The sequence below is a fragment of the Burkholderia sp. BCC0097 genome, from assembly GCF_902832985.1.
GTDB lineage: Bacteria > Pseudomonadota > Gammaproteobacteria > Burkholderiales > Burkholderiaceae > Burkholderia > Burkholderia orbicola.
This window is the reverse complement of sequence record NZ_CADFDM010000021.1, coordinates 1-21,431: the sequence shown is the minus strand read 5'-3', so window position 1 is coordinate 21,431 and position 21,431 is coordinate 1. Positions and strand designations below refer to the sequence as shown.

Genomic DNA, 21,431 nt, shown 5'->3' with positions numbered 1-21,431 from the left:
GGCTATGGCGGCTGGGGCGCGACGCAGCGCAACGGCGCGCCGCTGCAGCGCGCGGCGGCCGCCGCGATGTGCGCCTGCGCGAACGAATGCGACGTTCACCAGCATGCGCACGCGAGCGCGTGGGGCCGCACGTTGCCGACGTCCGACGCGAAGGGCTTCTGGGGCGCCTTCGGCTGTTCGTGCTGGGCGGTCTGACATGACGACGCGCCCCGTCTACGGCACCCCCGCGTGGGTCCGCGTGCTGCTGTCGCAGCCGTGGGTCCCGCCGCTCTCGCGCCTCGCGCTGGTGTCCGCCTATCTGCTCGGCGGCGTCGCGAAGGCGCTCGATTTCCAGGGCGCGGTCGCGGAGCAGGCGCATTTCGGCCTGCAGCCGGCCGCGCTGTGGGCCGCGCTCGCGATCGCGGTCGAGATCACGGGCTCGCTGTGCGTGGTGTTTCGCCGCTTCACGTGGCTCGGCGCCGGCAGCCTCGGCATGCTGACGCTCGTCGCGATGGTCGTGGCGAACGATTTCTGGAACCGTTCGGGTGCCGAATACTTCATGGCGCTCAACAGCTTTTTCGAGCATCTCGGGCTGATCGCGGCACTCGTGCTCGCGACCATGCTCGACGATGCGCGGCAATCGGCCGATGATGGCCGTTCCATTCGATGACGATGCAACAACCAGGAAATCCTGTGATGAAATCTGTTCGTTCCGTGTTGCTCGCCGCGATGCTCGCGGGCGGCCTCGCCGTCGCCCCCGTGACGTTCGCGAAACCGCCGGCGCCGCCCGGGGCGGTGCCGACGGTGGCGGTCGGTCCGCAGTACGACACGACGCACGTGTGCGTTGCCCCCGAAGACTTCGACCGCTTCACCGATAGCTTCGTCGCGACGTTCGGGGGCAAGAAGTCGAAGCAGGGCGTGTTCCAGGTCACGCCCACGCCGAGCCAGACGATGTCGCAACTGGTGCTCACGCCGGTCGGCACGATCTCGGTGTTCGGCTTCAAGACGCCGATCCCGTATCCGTTCTGCGCGGAGCGTACCGGTTATCTCGTGACCGACATGGACGTCGCCGTGAAGTCGGCGCGCGAGCACGGTGCCGACGTGATCGTCGACACGTTCCCCGATCCGATCGGCCGCGACGCGATCATTACGTGGGCGGGCGGCGTGAACATGCAGCTGTACTGGCACACGCAGGCGCCGCACTACGACGCGCTGCAGACTGTCCCCGAGAATCGCGTGTACGTGTCGCCGCAAAGCGTGCGCAAGTTCGTGCACGACTTCGTCAAGTTCTCGAAGGGCAAGGTGGTGTCCGACAATCTGAAGGCGCCCGGTATCGAAATCGGCCGGCCGGACGATACGTACCGCCGGATTCGCATCGAATCGGGCTTCGGCAAGATGACCGTGCTCGTGACCGACGGCCATCTGCCTTACCCGTTCGGACGCGAGATGACCGGCTACGAAGTGGCCGATCTCGCCGCGACGCTGAAGCAGGCCGAAGCCGCGGGCGTGACGGTGCTCGTCCCACCGTTCAAGTCGGACGGCCGCGATGCGGCGCTCGTGCAGTTTCCGGGCGGCTACGTCGCCGAGATCCACGCGAGCGCGGCGCGATGAAGCACGAGGACACGATCCTTGCCGCGGTGGCCGGCTTCGTCGACACGCTGAGCTTCGTCGCGCTGTTCGGGCTGTTCACCGCGCACGTGACCGGCAACTTCGTGCTGATCGGCGCGGGCATCGCGGGCTTCGGCCAGGGTGTCGTGCTGAAGCTCAGCGTGTTTCCGGCGTTCGTGTGCGGCGTGATCGCGAGCAGCCTGATCGCGCGGTCGATGGCCGCGCGACCGGCCTGGCAGGGCACGCGAGTGCTGCACACGGTGCAGGCCGTGCTGTTGCTCGGCTTCTGTGCGGCCGGCGTGTGGGCGACGCCCGTCACGCAGCCGGACAGCCTGGCGGCGCTCGTGGCCGGCATCGTCGGCACGTTCGCGATGGGCGTGCAGAACGCGCATCCGCGCGTGATCGCCCGCGCGGGCGGCGTGCCGAATACGGTGATGACCGGCAACGTCACGCAGGCGATCCTGGATGCCGTCGACATCCTGTCGCCCGGCACGGCGGACAGTGTGCGCGCCACCGCGCGTGCGCGCTTCGCGAAGATGCTACCGGCGATCGTCGCGTTCGCGCTCGGCGCGGCGGGCGGCGCGCTCGGGTTTCGATACGTCGGGTTTCTCGCGCTGCTCGTGCCGTCGGCCGCACTCGCGTGGCTCGCAGCGAGGGCAGGCGGCGAGGCGCAGACCGCCGCCTAGCGGGTACCCCGGTTCGAAGGGAGGTGCATGCCGCTGGCATTCGGCGTGCCGTACAAGATGACAATACGACGTGAGCCCGCAATGGAGAGGAAGAACATGATGTCCATCACGATGCGCAGCCGACGAATCGGGAGGGTCGCGAGCGTGTCTATCGTTGCCGGGACGTTGATGACGGGAGCGGGCGCGAGTCGCGCGGCCGATGCAGCGGCCACCACGTCGGACACGATGGCTGGCGGCGGCACATGCACCGCGAAGCGGCCGGTCGTGCTGTTCAACCGCTGGCAGGAAGACTGGTCGGTGCTCGCGAATCCGTGCGTGCCGCACGCGCCGCTCGACGGGTTGAAATACATTCCGCTCGGCAACGATCCGTCGTCCTATCTGTCGCTCGGCGTGAACTTGCGCGAGCGGCTGGAGACCAACGACGCGCCGCTGTTCGGCATCGGCTCCGCGCAATCGGATACGTACTTGATTCAGCGCGTCGAGGTACATGCTGATGCGCATCTCGGCCAGCACTGGCAGTTCTTCGTGCAGTTGCAGGACGATCGCGCGTTCGGCAAGAACACGATCACGGCGGTGGACAAGAACCCGCTCGATCTCGAACAGGCGTTCGCGACCTACACGGGTGCGCTCGGCGGCGGCACGTTCAAGTTCCGCGTCGGTCGGCAGGAGATGGCGTTCGACCTGCAGCGCTTCATCGCCACGCGCGACGGCCCGAACGTGCGGTTGGCGTTCGATGCGGTCTGGGCGGCCTACGAATACCAGAAATGGCGGTTCATCGGTTACGCGACACAACCGGTGCAGAATCGCTCCATGTCCACGTTCGACGACGTGTCGAATCGCGACCTCACGTTCAGCGGCGTGCGCTTCGAGCGGCAGTCGGTCGGGCCGGGCGACTTGTCCGGCTACTGGTCGCGCTACAACCGCAGCAACGCGCGCTTCCTTGATGCGAGCGGCCGCGAGCGTCGCGACGTATGGGACGTTCGCTACACGGGCACGCACGGACGCTTCGACTGGGATCTCGAAACGATGCTGCAGACCGGCACGGTCGGCAACGCCACGATCGGCGCATGGGCCGTTGGCTCGATCGCCGGCTACAAGCTCGATGCGCCGTGGTCGCCACGCGTCGCGCTGCAGGTCGATGCGGCGTCCGGTGATCGCCATCCGCACGACGGCCGCGTCGGCACTTTCAACGCGCTGTTTCCGAACGGTTACTACTTCACGTTGGCCGGCTACACGGGCTACTCGAACATGATTCACGTGAAGCCGTCGGTGACGCTCAAGCCGTCGACGAACCTGTCGCTGCTCGGCGCGCTGGGTTTCCAGTGGCGCGAGACGACAGGCGACGCCGTCTATCAGCAGGCCAACGTCGCGGTGCCGGGCACAGCAGGCAAGGGCGGGCTGTGGACGGGCATGTATGTGCAGTTGCGCGCGGACTGGACGATCGCCGCGAACCTGATCGGCGCGATCGAGGCCGTGCATTTCCAGGTGGGCGACGCGATCCGGCAGGCGGGCGGGCACAACGCCGACTACGCCGGCGTCGAGCTGAAATACGGCTGGTAGGCCGGGTGCGCGACCCATCGGGAGCAGTGATCTCGCGAGGCGGGGAACGCGTCGCGTAAGCCCGGAGCGGATGACGGCAAATGAGCGGATTGGTGCAGATACTGAAGTACTCGGACGACGTGTTGCTCTTGCGCTGGCGTAAGCACGGGCAGGTCGATGACGAGGAGCAAATATGGACACCGGGTCGTGCTCTTCGTTCGGGACGATGCGCCTTTTCCGGGACGAAGATCATATGCGGTGAGCCAGTGTTCAGCCCGAAAGGCCAGTCGGCGCACGCAAGAATGATTCTCGCCTCCGCTCTCGATTCGGTCTATCGATCGATGATACGTCCCCGAGTGCAGATATTGGAGTGTTCGGGCTCCATGTTGCTGGTGCGGTGGGTTGAACCAGGACGGGCTCACTATGGGGAGCAGACTTGGCGTTTGGCGCGAGCGTCGTGTCCCGGAGTTTGCGCGCTTTCCGGAAGGAATATTGTTCCTGGCTACGAGGTTTACAAGCCAACCGGACGCCCGGTTCCGTCAAATGCAAGGGCCATGATATTGGCCAACGTGTTGAGGATGCCGAAATAAAGTGCCGACACACGAATGATGAGCGGGTTGGGTGGATATCGAGAATGACAGGATGATCTCGGTCCGATTGTCTGAGGAGTCGAGTGCTTGCTTGAGCAGCTAGTTGCGGAAACGCGCCTCGTGCGGAAGCGGCAGGTATCAGAGTGCCACTTGCATTCGCCGCCTGCAGAGGTGGCGAATTATCGTCGTGTCATTTTTGGAGTAGGAGAGCAGCATGAACATCAGAACGGAAGATGTCGTCAGCCCTGTCGATAATCGCATCCTCCCACCTGTTGTCACGGCCGAAGAGGCGGCGCGTGCAGGGCGTGCAGTCTATGACAAGCCAACGCCCGAAAATTCGATTGTGCTTCTCATCGACCATCAGATCGGACTCATGGCTGGTGTCAGGGACTTTGCTTCTCTTTCCGAGTACCGAAGCAATGTGGTCGGCCTCGCTCGTACCGCAAAAGCACTGCAAATTCCTGTGTTGATTTCATCTTCTAACGCGCAGTGGCAGAACGGTGACACGCTCCCGGAGATCAAAGAGATTTTCAGTGACCAACCCATTTATCGCCGTACCGGCATCATCAACTGCTACGAAGATGCGACGTTTCGAGGCGCGCTGGAGGAGCTTGTTGGTCGAACTGGGCGCCGGCACATAATTATCTCCGGCGTAACTATCGGGACTTGTTGTACGTTTCCTACCCTTTCGATGCTGCAGGATGGCTACAAGGTATTTCCGGTCGTAGATGCGTGCGGAGCATGGAACAAATACGAGGCTGAAGCTGCGATGTCGCGCATGAGCAATTCAGGAGCGGAACTGGTTACGACATTTTCGCTCGCTTGCGAACTGCAGGCCGATTGGAAACTTCCAAGCGCGAACGACATGCTGGCGCCATTCATTGACAACCTTCCCGAGTATGGGTTCGTTCTGCAAAATTACTGGAATAACGCGAACCTGCACACCGTTCCGGATCCATTTTCGATCGTCAAGTAACGTCGATCGATCAATTCGCGGATAAACCTGATTGAATTCGGATGATTAATAATTCAAAGAATGTCGTTTTGCTGGTTTTATGTGGTTGATGGTTGAAGGCATGTGGAGTATTGGTATTCAAATGAGGGTAACCATGATGAATCGAATTTCAGTCCTCGCGTTTGCCGTAGCGCTCGTCTTTGTCGGGACGTCTGCGCTTGCGCAAACGACACAAGTCGATAGCGCCACGCAAACCGCGTCGGGTGTGCAAGCAGTGTCGTCTGCTGGTAATGCTCGGAAAGCTGCTCGAGCCCGGAGCCGGAAACTTGCGAAGGACGTGCGGCATGCATTCTCACGTACGCCCGGGCTCAATCAAACGCATATCGGAGTGCTGGTCAAACCCGGTGAGGTTACGCTCACCGGCACGGTCCCCGACGCTGCGCAAATCGATGCGGCCGAGAAGGCGGCTGAGTCCGTTCCGGGGGTAATGAAGATCAGCAACCGGTTGACCGTGCATGAAAACGGCCAGTAATGGAGGGCGAGCGGCTCCTTCAGGTTCATCCAAACCCGTCCGGGTCGCCCAGAGGTTTACCGGCGATATCGGAGGGAATCGCAGGGGTGTCGAACCCGCTGTTTGTCACTGACTGGAATCGCTCGGTTGATGTAGACGAGGCGGTCCTTCGGGCGATGACCCGGCGAAGCTTCGCGGCAACGGTCGTCAAATACGCGGTCTGACCTTAGTGGGGAGACGATATGGTTCTTGGACAAATCATTGGTAGTTGGCGGGACGTGTCCTTCGAGGTCGACGCATGGGACGGCGTTGGCGCGCAGGTTGATCTCTCCTGTGGTTGCATGTTTACGTACGAGGCCGGGGGCGGTCCGACGGGCGGCTTACGCCATCTCGACGTCACCTTGTCGGGCGCGCTCACCGGCTTGCGGCGCGAGGGTTTTTTTTCGGCTGCGCCGATGGAGACGCTGTTGATCAGCCGCCCGCCGGAGGGCATAGCAGCGGCTGCGTTACTGCTGGTCGGGCTCGGTGATCCCGCGAGCTGGACGATTGAAACAACGGCGGATGCTGCTGCCACCGCCGCTCGGACGGCGATTCAGCATGGGAGCAAAAGTGCGGCCTTTGCACCCAGCGTCCTCGACGGCGGCCTGACGACTCCTGCTACCCAGGGCATGCCGGAAGCCATGGTGAACGCTGTATTGACCGTGATCGACACACAGTACCGGCTCGCGGAACTGGGTCTCGCCGCGTTGCCCTCACTGCGCCGTTGGGTTTTCGATGTCGGGGCACCACGCTTCGACGGAGCGGTGGAGCATTTCCGAAACGCGCTTATGGCCGCGAAAACTCGGGACGCGGGATTCGCGCGCCGCGCCTTCGGGCTGGAGCGCCGACGCCAGGCAAGCGACGGGAACTCCGATCCGCGCTCATGATATTCCGTGAGCATCTTGCAGGCCCATCATTCGCGGTCTCGAATTCTCGCGCTCATTCGTCACGCGCGTTTGCCGCGGCAAGCCTGGATTGCGCGACTTCGACCTCGCGGCGTGACTTGTGTGACGAAACCGGTCGGCCATCTCGTGTCCCGTTCGGCGAGTGTCGTTGGATTGGCTCTGCGAAGCATGTGCCAGCGATACCGGTCGGAGCGTGCCCGATCGAATGCGGTATTTGTCGATGACGCGATCGAGGACAAAGCACGGTACTTTGGGTCACCTCCACTTCGGCGGACCACCGGTCTCCGGGAACGTGCCCCGATCGTTGATTTCGCTCTGCTGATCGATGCTCTGCGTGCTTGTCCTTGTGTTCGTTCCAGCCGTGATTTCCCGTGCGCGTGTGGCGGGATTCCCTGCGGCTCCCGCCACACAGGAGCGCCGCTGGAAATCGGGCGGCGAAAGGGCACAGGTCACTACCTATTGATACTTCGTAGCGTACTTGGCATTGTAAGTTCGCGCTAACGAGGCGCTGCCGATGTCGATTTCTGCTACCAAACACGCTTAGGCCGAGACGCACATGTGCAATCCAGATGGTAGCTGTCCTTCAGGCGTGACGCCGAGTTGTCGATGTGTCGTGACACAACGTACTCGTTCAGGAAGCGACGATGGATTTCAGGCCGACGGCCTGATCAATGCCCTTCAAACACCGGCATGCTATTTCAATCGGGTTGGCGAGGTGGTGGGCATCAACGATGCGTGGCGAGTCTATGACGGGGGACGCGTCGCGACGTCGCGATCGTTCCAATGGATAGAACTGGTGCATGCCGCGGACCGGAGCGATGTTCTTGCCAAACTTCAAGCTACACGGCTCGATCAGGATCATGTGGCGATTGAGTGCCGTCTGGATGACCCTCGCGGCGAGGGGCGGTGGTTCATCGTCAATCTTCATAGAGTGCATGACTGTTGGCTTTGCACGTGCACGGATATTCACGAATTGAAGTCGAAAGAAGCTGATCTGAAGAGGCGGGTATCGATTCAAGTCGATATGCTGAATGTCAGCGTAGATTGCATCAAGCTAATCGGGCCACGCGGAGACTTGCTGTACATGAACCGTGCAGGGTGCCGCGCGTTGGGTGTTGACGAAGGGGCCGAGCTCGGTATGCCGTGGCTGCCGTTGCTACCCGAGGATGTTTGGGATGACGGAAACGCGGCGCTCGATACCGCGAGACGAGGCGTCTTTAGCCGGTTTTCGGGGCGAAGCGTCATTCCGGGGAAAGATGCGCAGTATTGGGACAATATGCTGACGCCGATATTGGGCACCGACGGCACAACCACAGCCATTCTCTGCGTTTCAAGAGACGTCACGCGCGAGCGCGTCGCGCACGAGTTGCTTCGCCATAACGAAGAGCGCCTGGCGATTGCGGCCCGGGTCGGAGGCTTGGGGGTCTGGGATTACGACATTGTTTCAGACACGCTGCAGTGCGATGAGAACTGGTATCGCACCATGGGACGTTGTCCGAGTCTTCCCATTCGCTCACTCGGCCAGCTCCGGCTCGTGATTCATCACGACGACGTCGATAAGGCCGTTGAGGTGACGCGATTCGCAACCGAGGGAGACGATGCGGTCGAGTACCGTATCGTCCGTGCCGATGGAGAGATTCGATGGCTTCGATCGGCTGCTTATCTACAGTATGAAAACGGAATTGCCAAGCGAACAGTCGGGTTTGTGCTCGACATTACGAAATCTCGTTTGACGGAACAGCGGCGAGAGGAGTGGCTGCACTTCCTTTCTCACGATATGCGCTCGCCCCAGTCTTCAATCCTCGCGTTGATCGAACTTGAGCACGCCGCGGGGCACGGTAGGACAGTGAACGATATGCTTGATCGCGTTGCAGGATATGCGCGCCGGACGCTCGCGTTGGCGGACGACTTCGTGCAGTTGGCGCGTGCCGAAAAGCCGATGTGGTCGCTTGTGGAAACGCATATCGACGATGTCGTGCTCAATGCCGTGGACGAAATGTGGGCGCAAGCTCAAGCGCGGAGTATCGTACTCGAAGCGAACGTGGGTGACGCAGTTTGCGTCGCCCAGGTGGAGCCGTTCCTGCTGACACGTGCGATTTCGAACCTCATGAGCAATGCTATCAAGTTCAGTCCCAAGGGGAGCGTGGTGACCGTGCGGCTGTACGGTGTCGAGCAAGGGTATGCGATCGCGGTGTCCGACTCGGGACCCGGCATTTCGGTTGAAGCGCAGCAGGGTTTATTCGAGCCGTTCCGGCGTTTGCGAGGCGGATTTCCTTCCTGTCCTCCGGGTGTCGGGCTTGGACTGGCGTTCGTCAAGACGGTCGCCCAGCGACATGGGGGCACCATCGAACTGCGCAGCCGAGCAGGAAAAGGCTGCACCTTTATTTTGACATTGCCAAGTAATGCGCTCTTGGCGATCACCGAGTCTTGACCGCACAACCCTGCAAGAACCGGTCACACTCCGTGCCCTCGGATTTCACCACCCGGTGCTCGTCCAAGTCGTCCCGCTTCCGGGAACTGCGACGGCTTATACGTCTGCCAGTTCGAGAACTGGCGCCGAGTGCGCTTCTTGCGGGCGACATGGGGGCTTCGACCTGCGCACGACGTTCGACGCTTCAACGTGTGTAGCCGCGGGTGGCGGAACCGGCAGCGTCAGCGGGTTTGCGAAGCCGGCGACGCCGTTGTCGAGCCCGGCGGGTGTAGCCCTCACCGCGGATTGTCTCGAACATGAACCTGGCTGTGCGCCGGTCACGCTTCGGCGATGACTGTCCGCCAGCAACCAGCCCGTTAACCGGACGGCCCATTCGTCAAAGATCGAGCGGGCATTCAATCACGTGGGTCAAATTCGGATGAAAATTGCGGCCGCCGGCGGGGCAGATCTGCGTGAACTTCAGCAGCCGGGACAGATCGATGTAGATTGACTTGGGCTGGATCGGGTTACATGAACCGACGAAAGAAAAAGGGGTTACACGCTTTTGGCATGTAACCCCTTGATTCCTTTGGTCGGAGCGATAGGATTCGAACCTACGACCCTCTGATCCCAAATCAGATGCGCTACCAGGCTGCGCTACGCTCCGACGAGCCAAAGATAATAACGTCGAATGACCGCATCGGTCAATCACGATATGCGGGTAAATGCCGCGGCGGCGAGCGGTCCGCGATTTGCGACAATTCACAGGATGATCGGCCGCCCCCACGCATGCGCGCGCGGGCGCTCGCCGAAGCAAGGAGAACATCGTGATGAACCTGATCCTGTGGCGCCACGCCGAAGCCGAAGACTATGCGACGAGCGATCTCGCGCGCCAGCTGACCGTGCGTGGCCGCAAGGACGCGCAGGCGATGGCCAAATGGCTGCGCGGCCGGCTCGAGACGAATACCGTGATTCTCGCGAGCCCGGCGGCGCGCACCGTGCAGACCGTCGAGGCGCTGACCGACCAGTACCGGACCGTCGACGCCCTCGCGCCGGGCGGCAGTGTCGACGACGTGCTGGCGGCGGCCGGTTGGCCGGACGGCATCGCACCGACGGTCGTGATCGTCGGCCATCAGCCGACGCTCGGCAGCGTCGCCGCGCAGCTGGTCGCCGGAGGTGACGACAGCTGGAGCGTCAAGAAGGGCGGAATCGTGTGGTTGGCGAGCCGCACGCGCGACGGGAGCCGGCAGGCCGTATTGCGGGCGGTTTTGACGCCCGAACTGGTGTAAAGCCCGCCTGAATTGGTTTGAAGGGATTGATCGTACGGTTTCGCAAGCTTTCTGCTAAAGTCAATTCGGCGACACGTCATTGAAAGGACACGGTCGTGCCACATAACGGTCACGGCCGGTTACTACATTGGCGGGCATGTCGTCCTATTCCTTACGATCAGGAAAGCCTAATGCGAGAACTGCCGACGCCTACGCTCCCTTTTGCCTCGCTGCCCCTCGACACGTCGCGACGCCACCTGCCGCGCGCCAGTGAAACCGTCACATCGGAGTATCGCCTGCGCGCCGCATGGGCGCGTACGGAAGACGAATTGCGTGAAGCCCAGCGCCTGCGCTACAGCGTGTTCGCCGAAGAGATGGGCGCGCAGGTCAGCGGCCCGTCCGGTCTCGATGTCGATCCGTTCGACGTGTATTGCGACCACCTCCTGGTCCGCGATCTCGACACGCTGAAAGTCGTCGGTACGTACCGCGTGCTGCCGCCGCACCAGGCGGCGCGTGTCGGCCGCCTGTACGCCGAAGGCGAATTCGACCTGTCGCGTCTCACGCACCTGCGCGGCAAGATGGTCGAGGTCGGCCGCTCGTGCGTGCACAGCGACTACCGCAGCGGCGCCGTCATCATGGCACTGTGGGGCGGTCTGGGCGCGTACATGATGCAGAACGGCTACGAGACGATGCTCGGTTGCGCGAGCGTGTCGATGGCCGACGGCGGCCACTACGCGGCGAACCTGTACCAGTCGCTGTCGGCGGGCTCGCTGACAGCGCCCGAGTATCGCGCGTTCCCGCACACGGCCCTGCCGGTCGATGAACTGCAGACGGGCACCGTCGTCGCGCCGCCGCCGCTGATCAAGGGTTATCTGCGTCTCGGCGCGAAGATTTGCGGCGCCCCGGCCTGGGATCCCGACTTCAACTGCGCGGATTTCCTGACGCTGTTCCGTCTGTCGGATATCAACGCGCGCTACGCCCGCCACTTCCTCGGCTAAGCGGTCCGAGTCGCGTCGCGCCTCCGAGGCGGGGCGCACGCAAACGAACGCCGTCGCACGGTAGCTGCCGCGCGACGGCGTTCGTGCATCCGGTCCATGTGTGCGTATCGGGCCCTGATAATTTCAGCGATACGCAGCTATCACCGTGCCGCGACGCGGCACGTCCGCGACGGCCCGTGGGAGGGCCGGCCGACAGCGGCGCGCTCAGTGCTTGCGCCGCCAGTCGAGCAGGTGGTGTTCCGCCATCCAGTGGTGGATCATCCCTTCGCCTTCGTGGCTGCGCTTGTATTCGCGCGACTCGAAGTACGACAGTGCGACCAGCACCATCAGACCGATGAACAGGCCGATCAGGCCCGCAATTTCCTCAGACGACATGGCAGCCTCCTTTCAACGGCACAGCGCCATGCGTACATAGTAGGACATGCGCGGCGCAACCCCGAAGCCGGATTTCCGCTAGACTCGGCGCGGTCCCGGCGTGCGATGGGCGCGCCGTTTTCCGGAGCCCAACCTGATGACCCGTTTCATGCTGGCCGTGCTGGCCGCATCCCTTCTTGCCGCCTGCAGCAGCGATCCTCGTCAGGCGCGCCGCGGTCACCCGCCGGAAGATCCGGCCGACTATCACGGCGTGCCGACCGACATGACGCCGCCGTCGATGCTCGACGCGCCGCCGCCGAAACCCGTGCAGTAGCAGTAACGGTCGGCCGGGCCCGTAGTCACGCGCGGGCCGCGGGCGCGGCCTGCGATTCGGCGCCAACGCGCCGCCACAGCGCCGGCAGGTAACGCGCGAGCGTCGCGCCACGTACGGCCATGAACAGCAGCAGCGCGAACCAGAGGCCGTGATTGCCGAACGTGCCGACGGCAGCGAGCGTGGCCACGACGAAGATCGACAACGACACGACCATCGCGCGCATCAGCGATTGCGTTTGCGTGGCGCCGATGAACACGCCGTCGAGCAGGAAGCCCCAGACCGATACGATCGGCGAGATCGCCGCCCACGGCAGGTAGCGCAGCGCGACGGCGCGGATCTCGGCCTGATCGGTCAGGCGCGCGACGATCCAGCCGCCGGCTGCCCAGTAGACGAGCGCGAACAGCAGCGCGCCGAGTACCGACCAGAACAGCGTGACGCGCACGGCTTGCCGGAAGGCGCGGCGATCGCGCGCGCCAGCTGCCGCGCCGACGAGCGCCTCCGCCGCATGCGCGAAGCCATCGAGGCCATACGCCATGAAGGTCTGGAAATTGAGCAGTAGCGCATTCGCGGCGAGCGTCGCGTCGCCTTGTTTCGCGCCGAGATGCGCGAACCAGCCGAACGCGCCGAGCAGGCACAGCGTGCGCAGGAAGATGTCGCGATTGAGCACGATCAGCCGCTTGAGCGCGACGCGGTCGGCAAGTGCGCGTACCGCGAGCGGTGCAAGGCCGCGCGGCCGCAGCCGCCACAGCATCCACGCGCCGAGCGCGAAACCGCACGCGTCCGCGGTGGCGGTGGCGGCGCCGATGCCGGCGATGCCCCAGCCGAAGCCGTACACGTAGAGCAGCACGGCGCCGATGTTCACCGCGTTGATGAACACCTGCGCGACGAGTGCGAGCCGGACGCGCTGTACGCCCAGCAGGTAGCCGAGCACCACGTAGTTCGCGAGCGCGAACGGTGCGCTCCAGATCCGTGCGTGGCTGTATGCGAGCGCCGTCGCGCGGACGGCATCGCTGCCGCCGAGCACGGACAGCGCGAACGACAGCAGCGGCACCTGCAGCGCCAGCACCGCGGCGCCGAGCGCGAACGCGACGATTAGCGCGCGCAGCAGGTTCAGGCGGATTCCGGGGGCGTCGCCGGCGCCATGTGCCTGCGCGACGAGGCCGGTCGTCCCCATCCGCAGGAAGCCGAAGCCCCAGAACACGAAATTGAAGAACAGCCCGCCGAGCGCGACGCCGCCGAGATATTGCGTCCCGTCGAGGTGGCCGGCGACGGCCGTGTCGACGGCGCCGAGGATCGGCTGGGTCAGGTTCGCAAGGACGATCGGGAAGGCGAGCGCGAGGACGCGCCGATGCGTGACGGCGGCCGACGCGCTGCCGGCCCCGAGCGGTAAGGCGGATTCGGACATGACGGATGCGTCAGGCGCGTTCCTGCACGCAGACCCACGGCGAGACGACGACCGCCCACAGCTCCGGATTGCGCGCCGCGTAGTCGGCGGCGGTTTCGGCCGGCATGCGCGCGACGAGGCCGGACGACAGCCAGCGCGTGACCTGTTCGGCATCGTCGCTGGCAACCGCTTCCGCGACGCTGACGAGATCGAGGTCGCGCGCGATCGACAGCAGCTTGCCCTGCGCGAAGAAGCGTTCGAGATCGCACCAGTCGATCTTGGCGGTTTCGCCGAGGAGTTTGGCGTAGAGCGGGCTGTGCGACGCGCCCGCGGCGTGTTGATCAGAGGACATCGGTTTCTTGGAAAGACTGCGTGGCGCCACTATAAACCATCCGGCCGGGCGGGCCGAGCGGCAGCGGGGCGCTCACGCGTCGCGCAGCGCGCGCCGGACGATCTTGCCGGTCGCGGTCATCGGCAGGCTGTCGACGAACGCGATCGCGCGCGGGTACTCGTGGGCGGCGAGCCTCGTGCGCACATGTGCCTGCAGCGCGCTGACGAGCGCGGCGTCGCCGACGTGGCCGGGGTTCAGCACGACGAACGCCTTGACGATCTCGGTGCGCGTCGCGTCGGGCACGCCGACGACGGCGGCCATCCGCACCGCCGGATGCGTGAGCAGGCAGTCCTCGATCGGGCCGGGGCCGATCCGGTAACCGGCGCTCGTGATCACGTCGTCGTCGCGGCCGACGAAGCGCACGAAACCGTCGGCGTCGATCGTGCCCGTATCGCCGGTGAGCAGGTAGTCGCCCGCGAACTTGTCGCGCGTCGCGTCGGGGTTGCGCCAGTATTCGAGAAACATCACCGGATCGGGGCGGCGTACCGCGATGCGGCCTTCGACGCCGGGCGGCAGCGGCGTGCCGTGCGCATCGACGATCGCGACCGCATGACCGGGCACCGCCTTGCCGATCGCGCCGGGCCGCGCATCGAACAGCGCCGCGCACGACGACAGCACCATGTTGCATTCGGTTTGCCCGTAGAACTCGTTGATCGTCACGCCGAGCGCATCGCGGCCCCATGCCGTCAGTTCGGTGCCGAGCGATTCGCCGCCGCTCGCGACCGATTTCAGCGCCAGCGTGTAGCGTTCGCGCGGCGCCACGACGGCGCGCATCAGCTTCAGCGCGGTGGGCGGCAGAAAGGCGTGGGTGACGCCGTGCCGCGCCATCAGCGCGAACGCCGCGTCGCCGTCGAATTTCTCGAAGCGGTGCGCGAGCACCGGCACGCCGTGATGCCATGACGGCAGCAGCACGTCGAGCAACCCGCCGATCCATGCCCAGTCGGCGGGCGTCCAGAACAGGCGCGCGTCGCGCGGGAAGCAGTGCTGCGACATCTCGACGCCCGGCAGGTGGCCGAGCAGCACGCGATGCGCGTGCAGTGCGCCCTTCGGTTTGCCCGTCGTGCCGGACGTGTAGATGATCAGCGCCGGATCGTCGGCGGCCGTATCCACCGGCACGAAATCGGGCGCCTCGGCGGCGAGCGCCGCGTCGTAGTGCAGCGCGCCGGGCACGTCGGGCGCATCGTTGCCGATGCAGTAGACGGTATGCAGCGCCGGCAGTTGCGCGCGCAGCGGCGCGATCTTCGCGTAACCGGCCGCGTCGGTGACGAGCGCGGCCGCCTCGCTGTTCTCGAGCCGGTACTCGAGCGCATCGACGCCGAACAGCGTGAAGAGCGGTACCGCGATCGCGCCGAACTTGTACGCGGCCAGGTGTGCGATGGCCGTTTCGGGGCCTTGCGCGAGAAAGATGCCGATCCGGTCGCCGCGCCGCAGGCCGGCACGCGCAAAGCTGTTCGCGAGCCGGTTAGAAGCATTCTTCAGGTCGTCGAACGTGAGGCGGGAAACGTCGCCTTGCGCCGTTTCGTGGATCAGCGCGACGCGTCCGCTGCCGTCGGCCCACTTGTCGCACACGTCCACGCCGATGTTGTAGCGCGCCGGAATGTCCCAGCGGAAGCGGGAGAGGAGCGGGTCGTAGCGGTCGGCGGCAGGCAGCATCGCATGGTCTCCTGGGTGTCAGCGTGGCATCGGGTGAACGGCGTACATCAGGATTTCACGCGGACGAATCCACAATGGTGTTTGCTGATAGGGAATGTTCGGACTCGTCCAATAGGCGAGGCTCAGTGCACGATTCCACAATGACGCATAAGATCAAGACAAAACAGTGGTGTGACCATGGATTTGCTTCTGATAGCTGCGGGGTTCAGCCTGATCGGAATCGGGGTGCTGGTGGCGTTTGCTCGTCACGTCGATCCGTTGTCCGGCCGTTTCACCGGACGTCTGCGCAAGCGCTGACTTGATGTGTTCCGTTTTCGCCGCGACGGCACGCGATGCGCGCCGGCATCGCGTGTCGTCCGTCGTGCGCTCAGCGCGCCGGCAGGTAGCGTGACGGATCGATCGAGCGGCCGCCATAGCGCAGCTCGAAATGCAGTGCGACACGATCGCTGTCGCTGTTGCCCATCTCGGCGATCGATTGCCCTTGCGTGACCGACTGGCCTTCCTTCACCAGCAGCGCGCGGTTGTGTGCGTAGGCCGTCAGGTAATCGGCGTTGTGCTTCAGGATGATCAGGTTGCCGTAGCCGCGCAGCCCGTTACCGGCATAGACCACGACGCCCGGCGCGGCCGCGACCACCGGCGTGCCCGGCGAATTCGCGATGTCGATGCCCTTCGATTTCGAGCCGTCGAACGTGCGCACCACGTTGCCGGCCGCCGGCCAGATCAGCGCAATGCTCGTGGCCGGTTTCACGGCCGATTCGACCGGGGCGGAAGGCGCCGGGCGTGCACGGCCGGCGCTGCCGGTGCCGGTGGTCGACGGCGTCGATGCGGTGGTCGTGCCGGGCGGCGGCGCGACGCGCAGCACCTGGCCGACTTCGATCGCATCGGGGTTCGTCATCTGGTTCCAGCGCACGATGCTCTGTACCGACGTGCGGTTCTCGCGCGCGATCTTGTAGAGCGTGTCGCCACGCTCGACGCGATAGAACCCGGGGCCGACGGGCGCGGAGCCGCACGCGACGAGCAGCGCGGCGCAGGCGGCTGCGAAGAGTCGCTTCGTTGTTGTTCCGAACATTGAACCTCGCAAGACCCTGCCGCCGTGACGCGGCAGGCAACACAAAACGTCCGATTTTAACGGGTTCGACCCGCGCACCGCAGTTTCGGGCGCTGGCGCGGCTGTCGCGCCCCGCGTCGGTGCGGGTCGAATCAGCCGGCGAGCGGGATCACGCGGATTCGCAGCGTGGCGGTTTCGGTCGCGCCCGGCGCGAGCATGCGCAGCCCGAGGCCGTTGTGGATCGCATCGGGCAGGCCGAGCCACGGCTCGACGCAATAGAAATCCGAATCCGGTTTTTCGGTCCAGGTGGTGACCGCGTACCACGGGATCGAGCCCGGCACGTCCAGCGCGATCTCGATCGTGCGGCGGCGGCCCGGCATCACGATGCGCACCGGCGTGGACGGCGTGCCGTCGAGGCAGTGGAAGCGGTCGAGGATGTCCGGATCGTCGAGGCGGTAGCGGGCTTCACCCGGTTCGGGCGGGCTGATCGAGCCGTCCGCGCGCTGGTGGCAACGGCGGGTCGGCGGCAACTCGAGGAGGGTGTCGGCCCGCTCGCCGTGCGGCAGCGCGAAGTAGAAGTGGTGGCCGGCGTAGTAGGGCAGCGGCGTGTCGCCGCGATTGGTCGTCGTCAGCGCGACGTCGAGCGTATGCGCGTCGGCCAGCCGGTACGTGGTTTCGAACCGGAAATCGAACGGGTAGCTCGCCCGCAGCGCGTCGTTCGCGTCGAGCGTCATCGACAGCGCGGCGCCGTCGGCCGACGGGTGCGCATCGAACGGCAGATCGCGCGCGAAGCCGTGCATCGGCAGGTCGCGGACCACGCCGGCGGCGTCGCGCCAGCGGCCGATCTCACCGTCGACGCGGTGGCGGCCGAGGAACGGGAACAGCAGCGGATTGCCGCCGCGCACGCGGGCGAGGTTGCTCCAGTCGGCGGTTTCCGGCCAGAAGATCACCGGTTCGCCATCGACGTGCCAGGACAGCAGGCGGCCGCCGAATTGCGGGGCGACCCGGACGAGCGACGGGCCGGCGTGAAGTTCGTGAATGTCGTGTTGCTGGAAGATCGGCATGGCGAATCGGGTTGGGCGGGTGACGGGAGCAACGGGCGTTCCATTATCGGGCCGCGGCCGGTCGGGGAAAACCCTTCTCGGGAAATTGCGAGTTTTTAACACTGTCAATGGTCGGGATAATGCCTCTAAACCGGTGATGTTGCCGGGTCATGACACTTCGTGGAGGGGGCCATGGATCTGGCAATGGCAATGGGAATCGCACTGTTCGGCATGTTCACCGGCAGCACGGTATTATTTTTCTATCAGCTCGGCCGCTGACGGCAATTTCTGCCGAAGTCGACAGGCCCGCCATGCAAATGGCGGGCTTTTTGCTTTCTGAGTGCTTACAAATTGCAAGCGTTTGTGTGCATCGCCGCAATATCCTGCCAAATGCCTTGGCGCAGTAATCCGGGCTCGGCATAATCGGGGCGCGTTTTCCAGGACGCGCATCGCGTCGTCCGCCTTCCTTCCCGCTTAATCTTCACTAAAAGGACCGACGCGTGAGCCTCTGGTTTCTGGTATTCCTGAGCGTCCTGCAGGGCGTCACCGAACTCTTCCCCGTCAGCAGCCTTGGCCATACGCTGCTCGTGCCGGCGCTGTTCGGCATGCACATCGACAAGCACGCGCCGCAACTGCTGCCGTTCCTCGTCGCGCTTCACCTCGGCACCGCGCTGGCGCTGCTTTGGTACTTCCGTGCGCGCTGGATCGCGCTGATCGGCGGTTTCTTCGCGCAGCTCGGCGGTCGAAAGAACGACGACGGCCACCTGATGTGGGCGCTGATCATCGGCACGATCCCGACCGGCATCGTCGGGCTGCTGCTGGAAAAGCGCATCGAGCGCGTGTTTCACGATCTGCGGATCGTCGCGATCGCGCTGATCGTCAACGGCGTGTTGCTGTGGCTCGGCGATCGCATCCAGCGCAGCCGCGCGCATCAGGCGCCCGAGAAGATGACGTTCAAGCAGGCGTTCTTCGTGGGCCTCGCGCAGATCGGCGCGCTGATTCCGGGCTTCTCGCGCAGCGGGCTGACGATGATTGCCGGCAATGTGGCCGGGCTGACGGCGGAAAAGGCGGCGGAATTCTCCTTTCTGCTCGGCACGCCGATCATCTTTGCCGCGGGCGTGCTCGAACTGCCGAAGCTGTTCCATGCGCGCGACCAGCTCGCGGATGCGCTGCTCGGCGGCGTGCTGACGGCGATCGCCGCGTACCTGAGCGTGCGGTTCCTGATGCGCTATTTCGAAGGGCGCGGCCGGCTCGCGTCGTTCGGCGTGTATTGCGTGATCGCCGGCGTGTTCTGTCTCGGCTGGTTCATGCTGCATCCGCAGCCGGTTTGATGCGGCGGCGCCGATCTCGCGTGATCTGGCGCGATGATCGGGTATAATTTCGGGCTCGGCTTTGTGTCGGGCCCGTTTTGTTTCGGGGCTTTGGGTGGGTGTGGGGCGGTGGGCGTTGTCGCTGCCGCTTCGTGATTCAAAACCCCGATGCCGAATGCGGTCCGCGTCAGGCCGTGTCTTTTCTCCCCGACCGCCCTTAGCTCAGTTGGATAGAGCAACGGCCTTCTAAGCCGTAGGTCACACGTTCGAATCGTGTAGGGCGGGCCAGAATTCTTCGCTTATTCAAGCACTTATCCACGTGAGCGACTGCGGTTAAGTCGACTCCATTCGCTGTTCAGTGTGAATGGAGTGTGAATGAATTCTACCTTCCCGCGCCCCGCGTAGAGGCGTCGAGCAGAACGGCAGCGTTGAGGCGGTGCTTATTCGCTAATGTCTTCTTCGGGCGGCGGCACTGATTCCCACCCGCATGCTTGGCAAACTGTCACGTAGGGTGGGTCTGTTTCCGTCTCAAGCTCCGGGACGTAGAAACTCGTCAATTGGTATGACGCGCACTGGGGGCACCTATCCGGGCGGGCGGATTCCTTCCGGATGACGGCGGCAGAGAAGACCTCTAGAACATGATGCGTTGCATCCAAGGTCAATCCTGCGTCGATTGCTAACGCGTTGGATGTGTGTGTTAGCCAATTCGCGAGTTGCCAAGCGGAACCCGATACCTGCTTTAGGTGCGCTCGGATGTCTTTTGAGTGCGCGCCTGGGGCCGCCCAGTCGGCAATCAATTCAGCCCATTCCGTGAAGTTGCTTCGCTTTGGAATCGCCACGCCGTCCGGTAGCTCGACGTACTCGGGGGCCGTCCGTATGAATGCCAGCAGACACTCTCGGCATTTCATTCCGATGGCTTGAAAGTCTTCTGCTTCTGACGCGTGGTCCGTGGCTGCTGCCGCTTGCTTCCAGCGCCGCCACGCTGCGGCGAATCGGCTTTGGTTCGATGTTCCGGCTTTGCGTTGGTCGCGGGCGGCGATACGGGCCATTAGCCCGACATGAAACGAAATTAGGTAGTCGAGGCTTGGAAACTCCGCCTGTGAGTAAAGATTGGTTGGATTGGTGATTACCCACCAACGACCGTCTGTCGCATGGACATCCCATACAACGTGCTTTCGCCCAAAGACGACTTCGGTTTTGATCTTTTCAAGATGACGGACTCGGATCGGTTCATGGTCGTTGGTCTTATTCGATTGCCATTCGAAGTATTCGATGATCTCTTGCTCGTCACGCTCCGAGCGGCCTAGTACGGCTTGGCGAACGTTCTCGATGACCGGAACTGTCGGTGACGTACAGTCGCTTTCGGCTGTCGCAGCGCTTTCGTTGCTATTCGTCTCGCTCACTGTGCTTGCCCCGTAATGTTGTTAGTCGATGCGATTTCCGAGGGTCATGCGTGTTCGAATCTATCGAATTTCGGCGAACGCGGCAGCTGATGGGTGCATCTTTCGTAAACTTCCGGGCCGAAATTCGATAGAGATTTTTGCACGGGCCTTTCTGTTGATCGCACGAGAGGTATGATTCACGCTTGAATCGGTAAATTCTCTCAGAAAGGATAGCCGTGAGCGATCAACACTTCTACAGCGACATCAGATCTTGGCAATTCGCGGTGGCGTTCATCGCCTATTGCTTACGCAACTGCCCCCGGTTCGTCTTTGGTTCAAGCGCGCAAAGCTAGACGTTGAGTGCTTCGACACTATGGCGCTGGACGAGGAAGTCGGTTCGCCCCTCGCCCAGTGGCATCTCTCGGTGACCAACGCTGGGGGACGGGAAGTTCGAATCCAGAAGATCGCCCTGACAATCGCTCGCGGGCAGGACCACGTAGAACTCGTTGCACGCGGATACTTCGAGAAGATGTCCGACCAGAAGCCGATGCTGTTGACTCCGTTTCGCCTCCAGCCACGCGAGGAATGGAGTCACGCAGTGCACTTTGTCCGCAGAGAGCCACGCGAGGCAAGACAAGCGTTCAGCACAGCCTCCAAGGCGATGAAGGACAACATTCTGGCAAAGCGCGCCGGATTGCCGAAGGATCATCCGGACGTCGAGGCAGACCCAGCGATTGTGCAACCGTTGCTCACACTGTTCGATGCCAAGTTCTTTTGGGCGGCTGGCGAGTACGAGGCGGTGCTTAACATTACGACGAACGCACATAAGGCCGATGTAAGGCATGCGTTCAGGTTCACGCTGTTCGAGTCCGATAGTGACCAGTTGAGAGCGCACCGCGATCAATTGAAGTTCGGCAACGGAGTGCATTTCCGCCTACCCCCGGTCGAGCCGCAGAACCTGTCCGCATTTTTGTGGGCGAGGCGGTTGAACAACAGGTTATCCACGCGCCTGCGTGAATCGCTCGCCGAACAGGATAGCAAACT

21 protein-coding genes, 2 tRNA genes and 2 pseudogenes are annotated in these 21,431 nt (G+C 63.6%); 17 read left to right on the top strand and 8 right to left on the bottom strand.

What is annotated here, in order from left to right; all coding sequences use genetic code 11:
• The 11 genes and pseudogenes from HWX07_RS36335 to HWX07_RS36290 form a co-directional block, all read left to right on the top strand.
• Positions 1-195, top strand: a pseudogene (locus HWX07_RS36335) (amidohydrolase); the annotation flags it as partial.
• Between the two features lies 1 nt (position 196).
• A complete protein-coding gene (locus tag HWX07_RS36330; RefSeq protein WP_175879459.1) occupies positions 197-649 on the top strand; it encodes a DoxX family protein in 453 nt (150 codons plus the stop codon).
• Between the two features lie 26 nt (positions 650-675).
• A complete protein-coding gene (locus HWX07_RS36325) occupies positions 676-1,590 on the top strand; it encodes a glyoxalase (RefSeq protein ID WP_175879458.1) in 915 nt (304 codons plus the stop codon).
• Positions 1,587-2,273: a YoaK family protein gene (locus HWX07_RS36320; protein ID WP_175879457.1), complete on the top strand. Its 687-nt coding sequence runs from the start codon at positions 1,587-1,589 to the stop codon at positions 2,271-2,273. Before HWX07_RS36325 ends, HWX07_RS36320 begins: the two co-directional genes overlap by 4 nt.
• 96 nt (positions 2,274-2,369) lie before the next feature.
• Positions 2,370-3,833 (top strand): alginate export family protein, encoded by a 1,464-nt coding sequence (locus tag HWX07_RS36315; RefSeq protein WP_175879456.1) that lies wholly within the window; start codon positions 2,370-2,372, stop codon positions 3,831-3,833.
• A gap of 80 nt (positions 3,834-3,913) precedes the next feature.
• Positions 3,914-4,129: pseudogene (locus HWX07_RS37130) on the top strand (DUF3331 domain-containing protein); the annotation flags it as partial.
• Positions 4,115-4,402, top strand: a complete 288-nt coding sequence (locus HWX07_RS37125; protein ID WP_244130075.1) for a DUF3331 domain-containing protein — start codon at positions 4,115-4,117, stop codon at positions 4,400-4,402. The pseudogene HWX07_RS37130 and the gene HWX07_RS37125, both read left to right, overlap by 15 nt.
• Positions 4,403-4,616: 214 nt before the next feature.
• Positions 4,617-5,378: an isochorismatase family protein gene (locus HWX07_RS36305; protein WP_175879454.1), complete on the top strand. Its 762-nt coding sequence runs from the start codon at positions 4,617-4,619 to the stop codon at positions 5,376-5,378.
• 133 nt (positions 5,379-5,511) lie between these two features.
• The gene (locus HWX07_RS36300) at positions 5,512-5,889 is read left to right on the top strand and encodes a BON domain-containing protein (protein WP_175879453.1); all 378 of its coding nucleotides are present in this window, start codon (positions 5,512-5,514) and stop codon (positions 5,887-5,889) included.
• Between the two features lie 221 nt (positions 5,890-6,110).
• On the top strand, positions 6,111-6,794 hold the full coding sequence (locus HWX07_RS36295) for a M17 family peptidase N-terminal domain-containing protein (protein ID WP_175879452.1): 684 nt from the start codon (positions 6,111-6,113) through the stop codon (positions 6,792-6,794).
• 631 nt (positions 6,795-7,425) lie between these two features.
• On the top strand, positions 7,426-9,243 hold the full coding sequence (locus HWX07_RS36290; protein ID WP_175879451.1) for a PAS domain-containing sensor histidine kinase: 1,818 nt from the start codon (positions 7,426-7,428) through the stop codon (positions 9,241-9,243).
• Positions 9,244-9,812: 569 nt separating this feature from the next.
• Here the strand turns inward: HWX07_RS36290 and HWX07_RS36285 are convergent.
• A tRNA-Pro gene (locus tag HWX07_RS36285) sits at positions 9,813-9,889 on the bottom strand.
• A gap of 160 nt (positions 9,890-10,049) precedes the next feature.
• Between HWX07_RS36285 and sixA the strand changes: the two genes are divergently transcribed.
• Both sixA and HWX07_RS36270 read left to right on the top strand, forming a co-directional pair.
• Positions 10,050-10,511, top strand: a complete 462-nt coding sequence (gene sixA, locus HWX07_RS36280; protein ID WP_175807627.1) for a phosphohistidine phosphatase SixA — start codon at positions 10,050-10,052, stop codon at positions 10,509-10,511.
• A 170-nt stretch (positions 10,512-10,681) separates the two neighbouring features.
• Positions 10,682-11,488, top strand: coding sequence for a GNAT family N-acyltransferase (locus tag HWX07_RS36270; protein ID WP_012328253.1), 807 nt, complete (start codon positions 10,682-10,684; stop codon positions 11,486-11,488).
• 204 nt (positions 11,489-11,692) lie between these two features.
• Here the strand turns inward: HWX07_RS36270 and HWX07_RS36265 are convergent, their stop codons facing one another.
• Complete coding sequence (locus HWX07_RS36265; protein ID WP_006476323.1) at positions 11,693-11,863, bottom strand: hypothetical protein; 171 nt, start codon at positions 11,861-11,863, stop codon at positions 11,693-11,695.
• A 136-nt stretch (positions 11,864-11,999) separates the two neighbouring features.
• On the opposite strand from HWX07_RS36265, the gene HWX07_RS36260 reads away from it, so the two are divergent.
• Entirely contained in the window at positions 12,000-12,176 is a 177-nt protein-coding gene (locus tag HWX07_RS36260; protein ID WP_012328254.1) for a hypothetical protein, read from the top strand.
• Positions 12,177-12,201: 25 nt separating this feature from the next.
• On the opposite strand, the gene HWX07_RS36255 is transcribed toward HWX07_RS36260, so the two are convergent.
• From HWX07_RS36255 to HWX07_RS36235, 5 genes are all read right to left on the bottom strand, one after another.
• On the bottom strand, positions 12,202-13,581 hold the full coding sequence (locus tag HWX07_RS36255) for an MATE family efflux transporter (RefSeq protein WP_175879450.1): 1,380 nt from the start codon (positions 13,579-13,581) through the stop codon (positions 12,202-12,204).
• Positions 13,582-13,591: 10 nt separating this feature from the next.
• Positions 13,592-13,912 (bottom strand): DUF2288 domain-containing protein, encoded by a 321-nt coding sequence (locus HWX07_RS36250; protein ID WP_012328256.1) that lies wholly within the window; start codon positions 13,910-13,912, stop codon positions 13,592-13,594.
• A gap of 72 nt (positions 13,913-13,984) precedes the next feature.
• The gene (locus HWX07_RS36245; protein ID WP_175879449.1) at positions 13,985-15,604 is read right to left on the bottom strand and encodes an acyl-CoA synthetase; all 1,620 of its coding nucleotides are present in this window, start codon (positions 15,602-15,604) and stop codon (positions 13,985-13,987) included.
• Positions 15,605-15,971: 367 nt separating this feature from the next.
• On the bottom strand, positions 15,972-16,673 hold the full coding sequence (locus HWX07_RS36240) for a peptidoglycan DD-metalloendopeptidase family protein (protein ID WP_012328258.1): 702 nt from the start codon (positions 16,671-16,673) through the stop codon (positions 15,972-15,974).
• 131 nt (positions 16,674-16,804) lie between these two features.
• Positions 16,805-17,716, bottom strand: a complete 912-nt coding sequence (locus tag HWX07_RS36235) for an aldose epimerase (protein ID WP_054927584.1) — start codon at positions 17,714-17,716, stop codon at positions 16,805-16,807.
• A 479-nt stretch (positions 17,717-18,195) separates the two neighbouring features.
• Here HWX07_RS36235 and HWX07_RS36230 point away from each other — a divergent pair, with 479 nt between their 5' ends.
• Both HWX07_RS36230 and HWX07_RS36225 read left to right on the top strand, forming a co-directional pair.
• Positions 18,196-19,026, top strand: a complete 831-nt coding sequence (locus HWX07_RS36230; RefSeq protein ID WP_011545102.1) for an undecaprenyl-diphosphate phosphatase — start codon at positions 18,196-18,198, stop codon at positions 19,024-19,026.
• Between the two features lie 190 nt (positions 19,027-19,216).
• Positions 19,217-19,293, top strand: a tRNA-Arg gene (locus HWX07_RS36225).
• 152 nt (positions 19,294-19,445) lie between these two features.
• Here HWX07_RS36225 and HWX07_RS36220 read toward each other — a convergent pair.
• Complete coding sequence (locus tag HWX07_RS36220; protein ID WP_175879448.1) at positions 19,446-20,408, bottom strand: hypothetical protein; 963 nt, start codon at positions 20,406-20,408, stop codon at positions 19,446-19,448.
• A gap of 352 nt (positions 20,409-20,760) precedes the next feature.
• Between HWX07_RS36220 and HWX07_RS36215 the strand changes: the two genes are divergently transcribed.
• A partial coding sequence (locus tag HWX07_RS36215; protein ID WP_175879447.1) for a hypothetical protein occupies positions 20,761-21,431 on the top strand: 671 nt, incomplete at its 3' end.